We start from the raw sequence: 14,973 nt of genomic DNA, 5'->3' as shown, positions 1-14,973 counted from the left end.
TATCTTCCCATCCTCTGATTCAGTTAAAACAAAGAACTTATGCTACACATGAGGTTATATCTATGTGAACAGTTTAGTGTTGTGCTTTCAACGTCTGAAACTAAGCACGAAAAACAAATAAGTGAGTAGTTATAGCCTAAGAGACTTCTATATTCTGAATTTTAGCTTCTGGAAAAGAGGCGTTTTTATAACCAGCTCTGAATATTTTCTTCGTGAAAAGTTGGCGATAGCTTGTGAGATTATTAACTAGTGTTATGTAAAAAGTTCAGCTTCTATCAGAAGAGAGGTAAGTGATTTTATATACACGAGTATTGCTAAATTATAGGAGATATTCTCAGCTTATAGCCTGTTTTAATACCCAGGACTTAAGTATATTAAGTGTAATTTTATTAACAAGATAGTGAATTTAGCCTATTAGGCTGTAATCTATTTAGACATTTATCAGCCCCTCAGATCAATTTTGATGTAATCAAGAAAAAGCTAACTGGATGAATCTTAGAGATATTGCGATCGCCGACATTATTCTCTAGAAAAACTATACATATCATATTCAGATAAATTCTTAAGAATTATTAAAATAAAATATATTATATGACATAAAAATTAGATAAAATTATAGAAAAATATTAAAAAAAATCTTCTTATCAAGTTATGTTAAATTTTCCTCATCCAAAAAATTGTCAAAGCTTGTTTGTAGCTGTTGGGGAAAGACTCGCTAGTTAAGTATCCTCAGAAATAAAGCTAGGTTGAGCGACGAAAAAGCAGGATTTGGGCAAATGTCATTTAGAAGTAGAGCTGATGACTAATGACTATAGATGAAGTAGTACTGCTACTAAAAGCCAGTCAAGCAACCGGTTTAACGACACTCCAAGAGATAGTGTTACGTTCTTTATGGGAAGGAAAAACCTATACGGATATAGCGTTGGCAACGCAGCACGGAGAAGAGCAGGTTAGGAAAGTTGCTGCTAATTTATGGCAACTTTTGAGTAACTTTTGGAAAGAACCTATCAATAAATCTAATCTCCGTCAGAATCTAGAAAATCGCCTTATTAGCCAAGCATATAAGCAATTAATAAGAGAATTTCATCGGACAGCCACAGCCATATCCTTAGAATTTCCTAGTGGGCCAGTATCTCTTGATTCTCGGTTTTACATTTTTCGTCCACCAATTGAGGAACTTGCCTATGCAGAAATAGCTGTACCAGGGAGTGTCATTCGGATAAAAGCTCCCAAGAAAACGGGAAAAAGCTCCCTGATTTTACGGTTGCTTGCACATGCTGCTAATCAAGGTTTTAATACCGTAAGTTTGGACTTCCAGCAAGCAGACAAAGTAGTATTTACTAGTTTAGATAAATTTTTGCGCTGGTTTTGTGCCAACCTCAGTCGAGAATTACAGTTAGAACCAAAACTCAATGATTATTGGGATGAGGATATGGGTAGCAAAGTCAGCTGCTCTATCTATTTCCAAAGGTATTTGCTGCCTGCTTTGGAAAGCCCTCTTGTCTTAGTATTGAATGAAGTAGATTGGTTATTTGATTATCCAGAAATTGCTAGTGAATTTTTGCCACTATTACGTTCTTGGTATGAACAAGCTAGACGAACAGAAATTTGGCAAAAATTACGCCTTGTTTTGGTATATTCTACAGAAATTTTTGTTCCCTTAAAACTGAGTCAATCACCATTTAATATCGGTTTGCCAATTAAACTGTTCCCGTTTACAAAAGAGCAGGTACAAGATTTAGCACAACGTCATGGATTGGATTGGACAGATGGTAAAGATGCCGAACGTTTAATGGCAATGGTGGGGGGACATCCTTATTTAGTAAGACTAGCTTTGTATCACCTTGTCAGTAAAGGGGGGTTAGAGCGGGATTTACAGCAACTTTTGCAACAAGCACCTACAGCAACAGGAATTTATAACGAATATTTAAATCGGTACTTATTAGCACTGCGAGACGAACCAGAACTAAGTACTGCTTTTTCTCAAGTAATTAATGCTGAAGCTGATGTAAAATTAGAGCCATCATTGGCACATAAATTACAGAGTTTGGGGCTGATTAATTTAGAAGGCGATCGCTGTACTCCAGAATGTGAATTATACCGTTTGTATTTTCGAGACAAACTGACAGTAACTGAAAATTTCAGCAACGCTAGCTTTGAACGCTTGAAAAGAGAAAATCAACAATTGCGTGTCCTCTCTATCTTAGATGAACTAACTCAATTAGCCAATCGCCGTTATTTTCAGACCTACTTGCAAATTGAGTTGCAACGCTCCGCTCGTGAAGGCACGCCGATATCATTGATTTTATGCGATATTGATTATTTCAAAATTTATAATAAAATCTACGGGATTTCTGCCGGAGACAAGTGTTTGCAAAAAATCGCCAACACTATTTGTAACTGCGTTAACTTACCAATAAGTAATAGCAGTATTTCATATGCCACTAAGAGTATTGAATACCCTGCCACTAATACTTTTGCAATTACCCGAATGGCAGATTCTAAGATTGAAAACATTTCGATGCTAGCGGCTCGTTATGGTGGTGAAGAATTTGCCATCCTCACCCAGGCAGATGTTACTGTGGCTATGTATATCGCTGAACACATTCGAGAGCAAGTGAAAGCTTTGGCAATTAAGTGTGATTATCCAGGTATGGGTGGTCTTCCCGCTGCTGTTTTAACTGTCAGTTTAGGCGTAGCTAGCATTATTCCCACAGTATCAACTGAGCCTGCAAATTTAGTCCACGCTGCTGAAAAAGCGTTGCATCAGGCAAAAAGAAAAGGACGCGATCGCGTGGTTTTGAGTTAGGAGTAGAGACGCGATTAATCGCGTCTGTACAAAAGTTCTCTGTTTCTTTAAAAATCAACCCCTCGTTTAAGTTCTACGCCGTGATTGGCGTAGTGTTTGTGGCAGTAAACTTCAGAGTGAATACTAGCTAAGTCAAAGTATGCTGGTTGATTTTGGCAGCGACCGGTGATGATGATTTCAGTGTCGCGGGGTTTGCGGAGCAAAGCTTGGACAATTGGTTCAACGGGAAGTAGTTCTAAATCAACGGTGGGATTGAGTTCATCGAGAATGATAGTTTTATACAAACCAGAGGCGATCGCTACTTTTGCAATTTCCCAACCCCGTTCAGCTTCTACATAGTCCAATTCTTGCCGGGAATTGCGCCAAACGATCGCATCTCGACCACAGCGTTGATGATCCACCACTTCTGGATATGACTGCTGCAAAGCGGCGATCGCTGCATCTTCTGTGTAACCACTACCGCCTTTAAGCCACTGCATAATCAGTACGCGGGTAGACCCTGGATGATTGATTCCTCTACCAATTGCCTGCAAGGCTTTACCTAAAGCACTAGTAGATTTACCTTTACCAGCACCAGTGTAAATTTCAATACCCTCCAAAGAAAGTGCTTTTGCCGTTGGATGGTGTTGAGGTTTCATTTCTGAGTGCAAATCCGCAATATCGAGCAACTTTTGCGGTGCGGCGCGTCCAGTAGCGATAATTTCCAACTCTTGGGGTTTAGATTTTAACGTCCCTACCACCTCATCAACTGGGAGTAAACCCAAATCTAGAACAGGGTTAATTTCATCCAAGACAACAACTGAATATAAACCGCTGGCGATCGCACCTTTAGCCACATCCCAACCCCTTGCTGCTTCAGCTTTATCAAAGGGGGTAATTTCTTCTGCCCCAAAAAATTCTGCTCTACCTGTGCGAACTTGGTCAATTAAATGGGGAAAACCACGCTGCAAAGCTGCGATCGCGCCATCCTCATCATAATCACGTTCTGGGCCTTTTAAAAACCGCAGTAGTAACACACGGTTGGAATAGTTAGGTGTATTTATCCCTAAACCTATCGAGCGCAAAACCACCCCCAAAGCTGCTTGGGACTTACCTTTGCCTACACCATCATAGACATGAATTTGACCAATGAGCCGTTCAGAACGCACTTGCGCCGTGCGAATACCGATGCCGTTCCTTGTCATCTGTTGAAAAGCTGTAACGTGGAAGTCTTTCATCTTACCGAACGTCTTGTACTCTGAGATAGAAACATTGTTGCTTCAGTATCTCAGTACAAGTCCCAGCGAAATGTATAAACAAGATTAATAAGGGAATACTGGCATACCACATGGTAAACGACAAGAACAATGCGATAATTTCCCCCATCACCCTGGCTATGCCAGTTATACTCTCTACAGCTAACCCTTGCAGTTGACCTTTATGTTGGAAAATTTAACACTTCCTATAATTTTTCCTGTCGGTGTAGTTTTATTTGACTTTTTATTTTTACTAATAGCTATTCCCATAGAAGCATATGTTTTTAGCTATAAACTAAAATTTGATAAAAGAACTAGTACATTTTATGCTATTTCGACCAATCTATTTTCTAGCGTCATTGGTTGGTTAGTATTTTTTCTAGCTGAGCCAATGTTGCCAATAACGCTTAAATCAGAATTAATTAATTATGTATTTTTCAATAGTTTTAAATCTGCGAGTTCTCAAACTTTTTTGATTTTAACAGCCTTTATAATTTTCTTTGCTACTTTTATAATGAAATTCTTTATTTTAAGAGTTTTATTAATATCGTTAAGAGAAGAACTATGGAAAAAAGAAGAAGAGGAAAAACCATTTCAGCGGCGTAGGGCAAGTCGCTTTAGCACAGCAAAATTGCAAAACACAAATTTAGTTACTGCTACATTAATAGCTAATTCTTTAAGCTACAGTGCTATTACTCTTGTTTTATTTATTCGCTCAAGGTAGGAGATAATAAACTTTTTTACTCGGAAATATGGCTTCTAACTTCGGCGCAATACAGTCATAACCTCACAGAATATTTGAGTAAAGCAAATGCTTCCCTATCCTTACTAAAGAAAGAGACAGTGGGTGAGGTTAAAAACTATACTTAATGCAAACGATAAGCGCTATAACTACTCCACAAAAGCAAATTTGTTAAAAAAATGAATCCTATGTCTGTTTAAAACAGCAAAATCAATCTTTTCGTACTAATTAGTTAGAGGTCAAAATATGGATACATTGCTAAAAGATGTATTTAAAGCATTTAAATTTGTTGAAGAGCTTTACGCAGGAGTTAAAAAGTTATTAGTTCCGCCAAAGGCTTATTCCTGGCAAACTTTAATTTATTTAAGTGTTTTTTCTTGGTTTATCTCATCTTTTGCTACAGGTTATATAAGAGATATAATTGCCTTTTGTGGTTGGTTATTTTTAATTACTGGAACATCTTGGTATACCACTGAAGACCCTTTAAGGGTTCCTGGAACTTTTATGCCAGTAGGAGCAGTAATCACTGGCTTTTTAGTCAGTGTTTTTGCGTTTGGAAGTCCAGAAAACGTAATTTCGGAAAGAACAATTGTTTTCTGGCCGGTTCTTTCGGCGCTAATTACGGCGATTCCCGAATTCATTGAGGGGAGTGACACCGATGCTAAAGCTCGTATTCCTAAATCAGCAGACCGACCAAAAATCATAATTTTAGTTGCCAGTTGTATGGTACTGAGTTGCTGGATTCAGTTTTACTTTGTTTTAGATAGTTGGTTACAAGAATATCCTAGTTTGCAGGCAGACAGTTTTAAGCGCAGTACCTTTGTTGTGTCAACACAACCCATAATAAAAGTTCCGCGAAACGGCGTTGTAATTTTAGAAAAACTTCAACCAATAGTCGAAGAACAAATAGCTGAAAGACCTTGGTCAGAAGTTGAAAGATGGTTACTAGATGCAAAACAGCGAGTAGGCAGCTTGGGTAACCAAGTCATTCAAAAAAATCTAGCAAAATATGAAGAAAAAGAACTGTGGCGCGTTGAACCACGAGTAGTAAATACTAAATCTGGGTATATATTAGATTTGCTCAGTATCTGGATAGGGCCAAGTTCTAATCCACGCGGATATTACCTCAAAAAATCTTGTCGAATCGAACCAGTTGCAGCAACAAACAACTCAGGTAACAAAATCACAGTTGCAGAAATTGAATGCGATCGCCTGAGTAAGTTTATCGCTGGGTCACCACCTCCGCAGCAGTAAGAGTAGGGGGAGACAAATTAATTAAAAATTAAAAATTAAAAATTAACAAATTAAAGCAAGAAGATTCATTCTGCCTTCTACCTCCTGGCAAATGACCAATGACCAATGACCAATGACCAATAACCAATGACAAATGACTATTACCAGAATTTTTGTACTAGCAAAGAATGTGTTTCAGGAAATGGTGCGCGATCGCATCTTATATATTATCGGTTTTTATGCGCTGATACTTGCCACAGTTTTCCTTGTGCTGCCGCAATTTGCTGCAACAACTGAAAACAAAATATTTTTAGACTTTGGCTTGGCAGCAATGAATGCAATTAGTTTAATTGTTGCTATATTTGTTGGTACAGGATTGATTAACAAAGAAATTGAAAAACGCACTGTTTTGGTACTAATTGCTAAACCTGTTAGCCGCAGCGAAATTATTATCGGCAAATACCTGGGGCTATCCGCAGTTCTAGCCGTAATGATTGCCACGATGACAGTGATTTTTCTGATATTTTTACAATTTGGGAAAGCTACTTATTCAATACCAAGCATTTTGATAACTGCATTTTTTTTACTTTTGCAGTTATCCTTAATCACTGCTGTGGCAATGGTTTTAGGAGTATTTACTAGTTCCCTGTTAGCGACTGCTTTAACATTTGCCGTGTATTTAACCGGGAATATTACTCAAGATTTAGTCAAACTCGGCCGTCTTAGCCGCAATCCTGGACTAGAACACATCACACAAGGTTTGTTTCTCATATTGCCAGATTTATCGCGGTTAGATTTAAAAAATGATGCTGTGTATGGTTTCCAAGCACTACCAAACACAACTGCGCTGATTACCAATACTGGCTACGGCTTACTGTACAGTGCTATGTTGTTAGCGATCGCAATTTTTATCTTCTCACGACGCGAGTTTTAATCATTTAATCCTTTGTCTTTGAAGTTCAGAGTGCAGGAAGCTTAAGCCACGACTTTTCTGGTTGTCTTTTGTTATTCACTAATGACAAATACTTCTCTACGAGAGGCTGCGCCCTAAGCGTAGCTATGCCGCAGGCTTTACGACTTCTCTGCGAGACCAAGGCGTTAGCGGAGCTTTCGCTTTAGCGATACGCTCAGTACAAGTGACAAATGACTAATAACCATTAATAAATCACCATTTGAGGTTGTTCAATTGTCCCATCAGGCATAATAGTATCCCGCAACTTTGCATAAATCAGGTTTGTTTCCCAAAGATTTGCTTCACTCAAGTTAGCCTTAGTTAAGTTTGCCCATGCGAAGTCTACACCAGTTAAGTTGGCTTGGTTTAAATTAGCTTCTAATAAAATTGCACCACATAGCTTTGCTCCGGTAAGATTTGCCCTGACTAATTTAGTTTCAATTAGTGAGGCTTCAATTAATATGGCATTGCTTAAGTCTGCTTCACTTAAATCCGCGTCGCACAAAGAAGCACCCCAAAGGTTACTATCTGTGAGCTGCGCCCGTAATAAGGAACTTCCACACAAATTTGCTTGTGTTAGATCAGCATCAATTAAATTAGCTTCACGCAAACAAGCTTCATACAAATTAGCTTCACGTAAACTAGCGTGCATTAAATTTGCACCACTTAAATTAGCACGAGTCAGGATAGCACCACACAGATTTGCATCCTGCAAATCTGCTCCTATTAGGTTAATACCACTTAAATCAACTGCTCTCAGGTCAATTCCCCTCAAGTCACATCCACTGAAATCTTGGTCTTTAAAACATTTATTTGGGATTTGACTTAAGAGCAATTCTTGCTGCTCAGCATAATTTTTCATGGTATTCACCTCAGGTGTAATTTATCTCGAAGACCGATCATGAGAGCTACCGTATATTGAGAGTACACCCGAAATGTAGATAAGCTAGATACATAATCTTAAATAAATTCCAAAAAAATGAGAAAGAACGTAAAAATGCGCTTTTGAATAGGTTTTTACAACAAAAAATGCTGACATAAGTCAGGAAATATTGATAATGTAAAAATATCCTAGAATTAAGAGATTATGAATCGTTTTGTATGCAATTTTCTTTAATAAACAGTAATTACTACATCAAATGTTAATTATTTATTAACAAATGCATAGCTTTTTGAGAACGAGAAACTTAGCTTTGAACAGTACGGGAGCGACTATATGATACATCTGGAAGCAGACATAAAACCAAGGGTTTATCTTAGTAAAAGTTACAGCTATTTTAAATAGTCTTTAATTAGTAAAATCGTTGTAAAACCCCTATCTATAGGAGGATTTATTTGCTGCCAAAGTTAGATTTAAAAAAAGGATCTACTTATATAAAAATATGCCAGATTCCTAGAAAAAAACTGCTAGTACAGCACGGCGAAAATAAACCATCCATTGAGAATGCCTGAAACCTTTGTGAAAACGTAATTAAGAATTACGAACTTGTACTGAGTTTCGACTACGCTCAACTACCGCGTAGCCGTAAAGGTTGCGGCATAGCTACGCTTAGGGCGCAGCCTCTCGTAGAGAAGTATTACGAATTCCGCATAGCGGTACTAGTAACTAATTATTACTCAAGCAAGCAATCCTAATTCATGGGCAAAAAAGTCCCGCCTAGTTTATTGAACCTAACAAGATGCAAGATCAGGAAAAGTGCAATTATCAGGTAGTTGGGGAGCAGTTAGATGCTCTACGCAGCAGACACGCCACTGTGGAAGAGGGGATGATCTTTCAGTTGGCTGATGGCAACATCCAAGCATATAATGCTAGCGCTGAGAGCATTCTAGGGCTTACAACCGAGCAAATACAGTCCTGGGCTGCCCTAAACTCTTCCTGGGTTCATCAAGACGGGTCACCCTTGAGTGCGGAAACTCATCCGGCTATGGTTGCTTGGAGTACAGGCAAGCCCTGTCTAAACTGCGTTATTGGTTTTTCTAAGCAAAGCGATGAGTTAATTTGGTTGTTGATCAATTCGCAGCCCTTATTCCAGCGTAACAAAACTGTACCCTACGGAGTTGTATCGACGTTTACCGATATTACTGAGCAAAAACGGGCAATAGATGCGGTTGCCTCTAAAACTGCACGTAGCGCGATCGCCCCAATTATCACTCACCAAGATACTGCTGAAGCACAAAGACCTTTGGTAGAGTTAACTGCCGAGCTTCAACGCCTACATACTGAGCGCCAGCAGATGGAAAAAGCGCTACAAGAAAGTGAAGCTCGCTGTCGGCAATTAGTTAACTCCAATATTATTGGCATTGTTTTGGCAGATTTTGAAAAAATTATAGAGGCTAATGATGTTTTTCTCCAGATGGTGGGCTATACCCGTGAAGAGCTACTTGCAGGAGAAATCCGTTGGCCACAAATTACACCCCCAGAATATCGCCACTTAGATGAAAAGGCATTGCAAGAACTTTTAACGTTTAATTGCTTTACTCCTTTTGAAAAGCAATATCTTCGTAAAGATGGCTCTCGTGTATCAATTTTGATTGGTGGCGCTCTTTTGGAGCAGTCTCCACCTAGTTGTGTCTGTTTTGTGATGGATTTAACTGAGCGCAAGCAGGCAGAGAAATCGTTGCGCGATGTCTTACCAAGGCTCAATTCTCATGTGGAGAATTCTCCTTTGGCAGTAATCGAGTGGGATCAAGAATTTCGTGTATGTCGCTGGTCACGAGAAGCCGAGCGAATTTTCGGCTGGCAAGCTCAAGAAGTTATGGGTAAAAAGTTTGATGATTGGCAATTTATCTGTGATGAAGATGAAGAGACAGTCAACGACATAATTATGGAGTTATTGAGCGGCAGAGAAACGCAGCGTGTTTCTGTAAACCGCAACTATACCAAATATGAGTCTATTGTTTATTGTGAGTGGCACAACTCGGCTTTATGTGATGAATCAGGCAAGCTGATTTCCGTGCTATCCCAGGTGCTGGATATAACTGAACGTAAACGGGTAGAAGCCGCATTACGAGAAAGTGAGACACGATTCCGTCAGGTGGCAGATGCATCTCCCTCTCTGATTTGGATGTCTGGTGCTGATAAGCTTTGTTACTACTTTAATAAACCGTGGCTGGAGTTTACAGGACGCTCAATAGACCAAGAAATGGGTAATGGTTGGGTGCAAGGAGTGCATCCTGATGATTTACAGTACTGTTTTGAAACTTACGTCAATGCCTTTGATGCTCGTGAAGATTTTAGAATGGAGTACCGCCTCAAACGCTTTGATGGCGAATATCGTTGGATTTTAGATATAGGTGTGCCACGTTTAACACCAGAAGGTAATTTTCTCGGTTATATCGGCTCATGCATTGATATTACCGATCACAAACAGGCAGAAGCAGAACGAGAACAAATGCTAATGCGATCGCGACAATACGTCAGCCAATTACATGGCTTGACTCAAGCAGCATTAACCATTAATTCAACACTCTCGATTGAAGAAGTTTTGCGGTTGATTACAGAACAGGCGCGTGGCATCATCGGCGCACACCAATCAGTCACCAGCACGACAATTGATCATAATTGGGCGCAGTCTGTAAGCTCGATTTCACTCTCAGATAAGTATGCCGCATGGCAAGATTATCAGGAAAAGCCTGATGGTACAGGCATCTACGCCTCCGTCTGTCACATGAATCGTCCCATGCGGATGACTCAAGCCGAATTGCAAGATCATCCCAGGTGGCGAGGGTTTGGCAAAGAAGCCGATAAACATCCTCCAATGCGTGGGTGGCTGGCTGCACCCCTAATTGGCAGGAATGGTGGCAATATTGGACTAATTCAGTTATCTGATAAATACGAAGGTGAATTTACCGAAGAAGACGAAGCCATTATTGTGCAGTTAGCTCAGATGGCATCAATCGCAATTGAAAACACTCGCTTGTACGCAGCCGAACAGCAGGCACGCGCTCAAGCTGAAGAAGCAAACTGCATCAAAGATGAGTTTCTTGCCGTTCTTTCTCACGAATTGCGATCGCCCCTCAACCCTATCTTGGGTTGGTCTAAGCTACTCCAAACTCGCAAATTCGACGAATCAAAGACAGCAATAGCCTTAGCAACTATTGAGCGCAATGCCAAATTACAGGCTCAACTCATTGAAGACTTGCTAGATGTCTCACGTATTCTTCAGGGCAAACTGACATTAAATATTGCCAAAGTAAATCTGGCATCTACAATTTCCGCCGCAATAGAGACAGTACGCTTGGCAGCAGAAGCAAAATCCATCAATGTAAAATTGTCCCTAGTTGATGAAAATAATCAGAGTAATTCCACATTGCTAGTGACGGGAGACCCTAACCGCTTGCAGCAAGTTATTTGGAATTTAGTTTCCAATGCTGTTAAGTTTACACCTCCAGGTGGACGAGTAGAAGTACGACTGGAAAGGGGATTGGGGGCAGGGGAGCAGGTGGTCACTGAGCGGAGTCGAAGTGAGGCAGCACTTCGGCTCCGCTCAGTGACCGAGGGGCAGGGGGGCAGGGGAGCAGGGGAAGCAGGGATAAAAATTACAGATGCCCAATCCCCAATGCCCTATGCCCAAATTATCGTTAGCGATACAGGTCAAGGAATTAAATCTGACTTTTTACCTTATGTATTTGATTACTTCCGGCAAGCCGATAGCGCTACCACCAGAAAATTTGGTGGACTAGGACTGGGGTTGGCTATTGTTCGACAGATAGTAGAACTTCACGGTGGTACAGTCTTGGCAGAAAGCCAGGGTGAAGGACAGGGGGCGACATTTACCGTGAATCTGCCACTTTTACATCCAACACTAGCCGCCGGAGAAAGCCAACAAGAAGATGAAGTGGACTCCAATTTGGGAAATCTTCAAGGGTTCAAAATACTAGTAGTTGATGATGAAACCGATTCGCGGGACTTTATCAGCTTCGTCTTAGAAGAGGAGGGGGCAGAAGTAATTGCAGTACAATCGGCGACGAAAGCACTGCAAGCCTTAGCAGATTATCAGCCAGATGTTCTATTAAGCGATATTGGAATGCCAGAAATAGATGGCTATATGCTAATTCGCCAAGTGAGAACCTGGACACCAGAACAAGGGGGACAAATACCTGCGATCGCTCTCACTGCCTATGCCGGAGAATATAACCAGAAACAGGCACTTTCAGCAGGTTTTCAGTTGCACCTTCACAAACCAACGGAGCCTTCTGAGCTAGTTGCAGCTGTCGTCAGCCTAGTTAGCAGAGTTCGGCGTTAGGAGTCGAAGTGCTGCCTCCTGCCTCTACTCCTCCCCCCAAGTTCGCAGCTGCAAATACACTAGTACCAACGTCATTGCTAACAGCACCGTTGCCCCTGCTGCTGCATAACCAAAATCAAATTGAGCAAAAGCCTCTTGGTAAATGTAGTAAACCAGCAAATTAGTTGAATTCAAAGGGCCACCACCGGTCATTACATAAACTTGCTCAAAACTCCGTAATGTAAAAATCGCAGTGGTAATTGTTGCAAATATGACGGTGGGACGTAATCCAGGTAAGGTTATATACCAAAATTGTTGCCAAGCATTCGCTCCATCTAAATCTGCTGCTTCATAACGACTGGGAGGAATTGCTTGCAATCCAGCTAGAAAGACCACCATATTGAAACCCAGTTGTTTCCAAATACTCATTACAATCAGTACTGGCATTGCCCAAAATGCATCTCCCAGCCAGGGTATTACTGGAATTCCTAAAAAATCTAAAAATGCGTTTACAGGCCCAGTGTTTTGAAACAGCCAGCGAAACCCCAAACCAGCTGCCACAAGGGAGATAATTGAAGGCAGAAAATAAGCACTTCGCAATATTCCCCGCAATGCTATAGAGCGGTTTAATAAAACTGCCAGCCCTAAAGGAATAACTAAACTGGGAATAAGAGTGGCAAGGGTAAAATATAAGGTGTTACCAATAACTTGCCAGAAATCTGGGTTCAGTAGCAAGCGCCAGTAGTTTTTTAAGCCTACCCAATAAGTACCTTTTGAGGTAAAACTGCCTGCGGTGAAACTAAGATAAAACAAATAGGCGATCGGCCAAATAATGAATAAGGTGAGTAAAATCAGTGCTGGTGTGAGAAAAACCCAAGCGGCAACTGTATCATTATCAAGCAGTTCCATACGAGAGGAAGGCGGTGTTTTCATGGCAATGTTAGCTGTTGAATGTCGGCAGAGTGCAATTCTACGCAGAAGTACTGTTAAGATCCTGTAAATCTAGTGGCTCTAATGCAAATGCCTAAAATATTCCCTTATTTTGATCAACTTGCGATCGCCCAAGGAGCGCAAGCAAAGGTAATCGCTAGCAAATTCATTACCTCAAGCGTATTTATAGCATTGTTGGTCACACTCGACACAACTGTGCTAGCTCAACCTACAACAGCACCAACTCCCAATCCAGTACCAACACCGAATCTATCACCAACTCCAAATCCATTACGAACACCAATTCAGTCTCAACCACCACAAGCAACAAATCCTATTGCCAAGAAATTATTAGGGCAATGGCTAGCTAAAGACCCTTCATCTCCTCAAACATTAACTTTTATCTTTACACCAGAAGGCAAACTATTTTTTCTTTTTCCCGTTCCTGATAAGCTTGTCGCTGTTGAATTTCAATATCAGATTGATCCAACGCCAAAACCAACGCATCTAAATGTCACAATTCCAGGTAGCAAGGAACCGGTGCAAACAATTTTGGAATTTACTCCTGATGGTCAACTGCGACTACAGTTAGATGGCACTAATCCTGGACAACCCAGACCTAGAAATTTTTCTCGAACAGCGACGCTATTCAAAAAAGTTTCTGATGCCACAACATTACCTGCTAATGTTCAACTCATCGACCCAAATAAAGAAGCTCAACCAACTAATCAGCCCGAAGTTGAAGGTAAACAAGTTATTGGCACTATAAACCGCGTACAACAAGCTTATTACCTGGAAAACAAAAAGTTTGGTACAACTCTTGAGCAACTACAACTTGGTATTAAACCAGAAACTGAGAATTACACTTATCGAATAATACCCCAAGGCAGACAAACCCAAAGTGTAATTAGTACAGCCGCTGCTAAAAAACCTGAACTCAAAAGCTATACAGGCATTGTATTTATCACAAAAGTTAAAGGCGAGACTGTTACAAATACAGCTATTTGCGAAACTGATAAACCATCTACCACACCGCCAGCTCAGCCGAAACTTCCCACCAGAGAATCACAGCAAGTTCAATGCCCAACAGGCTCACATTTATTGTAATATTGATACTCTATGAGTAAAAATTCCACAATAGATCCTGCTGCTAGCCTGATTTCTCCTAACATCTCTAGCAACCACTTTACACAAAATCCTCCCTTGAAATTGGGAATTATGGCTTCTGGAAATGGTAGCAATTTTGAGGTAGTTGCCCAAGCTATTCAAGACGGAAAGCTAAATGCCGAAATTCAAGTTTTGATTTATAATAACCCTTCTGCTAAAGCAGCAGTCAGGGCAGCAAACAGAGGCGTAGAAGCTGTGTTATTAAATCACCGCAACTACAAAATCCGAGAAAAATTTGATGAACAAATTGTGCAGACATTACATAAATATAATGTCGAATTGGTGATTATGGCAGGCTGGATGCGATTGGTGACAGAAGTATTAATTGATGCTTTTCCTAACAAAATTATAAATATACATCCGAGTTTGCTACCCAGCTTTAAGGGAGTTCATGCTGTAGAACAAGCTTTGGCATCTGGGGTAAAAATTACTGGCTGTACCGCGCATATAGCCTGTTTAGAAGTGGACAGTGGCCCAATATTAATGCAAGCAGCAGTGCCAGTATTGCCAAATGATACACCAGAAACGCTTCACGCCAGAATTCAAGTTCAGGAACATCGGATATTACCACAGGCGATCGCTTTAGCAGCTTATCAATTGATAGTTGACAGTTGATAGTGGACAGTGGACAGTGAGCAGTCAATAGGATTCAAGAGCTATTAATTAGTAATCAGTAATTA

At 40.4% G+C, this 14,973-nt stretch carries 10 protein-coding genes; 7 read left to right on the top strand and 3 right to left on the bottom strand.

From position 1 onward, the window contains the following. The first annotated feature begins 805 nt into the window (after positions 1-805). Positions 806-2,809: an AAA-like domain-containing protein gene (locus WKK05_RS08120; protein ID WP_341529239.1), complete on the top strand. Its 2,004-nt coding sequence runs from the start codon at positions 806-808 to the stop codon at positions 2,807-2,809. Positions 2,810-2,856: 47 nt separating this feature from the next. On the opposite strand, the gene WKK05_RS08115 is transcribed toward WKK05_RS08120, so the two are convergent. Continuing rightward, positions 2,857-3,993, bottom strand: a complete 1,137-nt coding sequence (locus WKK05_RS08115) for a cob(I)yrinic acid a,c-diamide adenosyltransferase (protein WP_341531048.1) — start codon at positions 3,991-3,993, stop codon at positions 2,857-2,859. A gap of 235 nt (positions 3,994-4,228) precedes the next feature. Here WKK05_RS08115 and fraC point away from each other — a divergent pair, with 235 nt between their 5' ends. From fraC to WKK05_RS08100, 3 genes are all read left to right on the top strand, one after another. Then, positions 4,229-4,768 carry a filament integrity protein FraC gene (gene fraC, locus WKK05_RS08110; protein WP_341529238.1) on the top strand — a complete coding sequence of 180 codons (540 nt, stop codon included), beginning with the start codon at positions 4,229-4,231 and terminating at the stop codon, positions 4,766-4,768. 264 nt (positions 4,769-5,032) lie between these two features. Then, positions 5,033-6,040 (top strand): septal junction protein FraD, encoded by a 1,008-nt coding sequence (gene fraD / locus WKK05_RS08105; protein ID WP_341529237.1) that lies wholly within the window; start codon positions 5,033-5,035, stop codon positions 6,038-6,040. A 133-nt stretch (positions 6,041-6,173) separates the two neighbouring features. Then, positions 6,174-6,953: an ABC transporter permease gene (locus WKK05_RS08100; RefSeq protein WP_341529236.1), complete on the top strand. Its 780-nt coding sequence runs from the start codon at positions 6,174-6,176 to the stop codon at positions 6,951-6,953. A 223-nt stretch (positions 6,954-7,176) separates the two neighbouring features. On the opposite strand, the gene WKK05_RS08095 is transcribed toward WKK05_RS08100, so the two are convergent. After that, positions 7,177-7,833 carry a pentapeptide repeat-containing protein gene (locus WKK05_RS08095; RefSeq protein WP_341529235.1) on the bottom strand — a complete coding sequence of 219 codons (657 nt, stop codon included), beginning with the start codon at positions 7,831-7,833 and terminating at the stop codon, positions 7,177-7,179. 817 nt (positions 7,834-8,650) lie between these two features. On the opposite strand from WKK05_RS08095, the gene WKK05_RS08090 reads away from it, so the two are divergent. Then, positions 8,651-12,217 carry a PAS domain S-box protein gene (locus WKK05_RS08090; RefSeq protein ID WP_341529234.1) on the top strand — a complete coding sequence of 1,189 codons (3,567 nt, stop codon included), beginning with the start codon at positions 8,651-8,653 and terminating at the stop codon, positions 12,215-12,217. Between the two features lie 24 nt (positions 12,218-12,241). Here the strand turns inward: WKK05_RS08090 and WKK05_RS08085 are convergent, their stop codons facing one another. Continuing rightward, the gene (locus tag WKK05_RS08085; protein ID WP_341529233.1) at positions 12,242-13,129 is read right to left on the bottom strand and encodes a sugar ABC transporter permease; all 888 of its coding nucleotides are present in this window, start codon (positions 13,127-13,129) and stop codon (positions 12,242-12,244) included. An 87-nt stretch (positions 13,130-13,216) separates the two neighbouring features. Here WKK05_RS08085 and WKK05_RS08080 point away from each other — a divergent pair, with 87 nt between their 5' ends. After that, positions 13,217-14,233, top strand: a complete 1,017-nt coding sequence (locus WKK05_RS08080; RefSeq protein ID WP_341529232.1) for a type IV pilin-like G/H family protein — start codon at positions 13,217-13,219, stop codon at positions 14,231-14,233. Positions 14,234-14,245: 12 nt separating this feature from the next. Continuing rightward, the gene (purN, locus tag WKK05_RS08075) at positions 14,246-14,908 is read left to right on the top strand and encodes a phosphoribosylglycinamide formyltransferase (protein WP_341529231.1); all 663 of its coding nucleotides are present in this window, start codon (positions 14,246-14,248) and stop codon (positions 14,906-14,908) included. Positions 14,909-14,973 lie beyond the last annotated feature (65 nt).

The sequence above is a fragment of the Nostoc sp. UHCC 0302 genome (assembly GCF_038096175.1).
In the GTDB taxonomy this organism is placed as follows: Bacteria; Cyanobacteriota; Cyanobacteriia; order Cyanobacteriales; family Nostocaceae; genus UHCC-0302.
Note: the sequence above shows the minus strand (reverse complement) of the source record. Positions and strands in the feature narration are given on the sequence as shown.

Excerpts from the sequence above, each read along its gene's own strand:
- fraC (WP_341529238.1), top strand. The coding sequence starts at position 4,229 with ATGTTGGAAAATTTAACACTTCCTATAATTTTTCCTGTCGGTGTAGTT.
- WKK05_RS08095 (WP_341529235.1), bottom strand. The coding sequence starts at position 7,833 with ATGAAAAATTATGCTGAGCAGCAAGAATTGCTCTTAAGTCAAATCCCA.
- purN (WP_341529231.1), top strand. The coding sequence starts at position 14,246 with ATGAGTAAAAATTCCACAATAGATCCTGCTGCTAGCCTGATTTCTCCT.
- WKK05_RS08085 (WP_341529233.1), bottom strand. The coding sequence starts at position 13,129 with ATGAAAACACCGCCTTCCTCTCGTATGGAACTGCTTGATAATGATACA.
- WKK05_RS08120 (WP_341529239.1), top strand. The coding sequence starts at position 806 with ATGACTATAGATGAAGTAGTACTGCTACTAAAAGCCAGTCAAGCAACC.
- WKK05_RS08115 (WP_341531048.1), bottom strand. The coding sequence starts at position 3,993 with ATGACAAGGAACGGCATCGGTATTCGCACGGCGCAAGTGCGTTCTGAA.
- fraD (WP_341529237.1), top strand. The coding sequence starts at position 5,033 with ATGGATACATTGCTAAAAGATGTATTTAAAGCATTTAAATTTGTTGAA.
- WKK05_RS08100 (WP_341529236.1), top strand. The coding sequence starts at position 6,174 with ATGACTATTACCAGAATTTTTGTACTAGCAAAGAATGTGTTTCAGGAA.
- WKK05_RS08090 (WP_341529234.1), top strand. The coding sequence starts at position 8,651 with ATGCAAGATCAGGAAAAGTGCAATTATCAGGTAGTTGGGGAGCAGTTA.
- WKK05_RS08080 (WP_341529232.1), top strand. The coding sequence starts at position 13,217 with ATGCCTAAAATATTCCCTTATTTTGATCAACTTGCGATCGCCCAAGGA.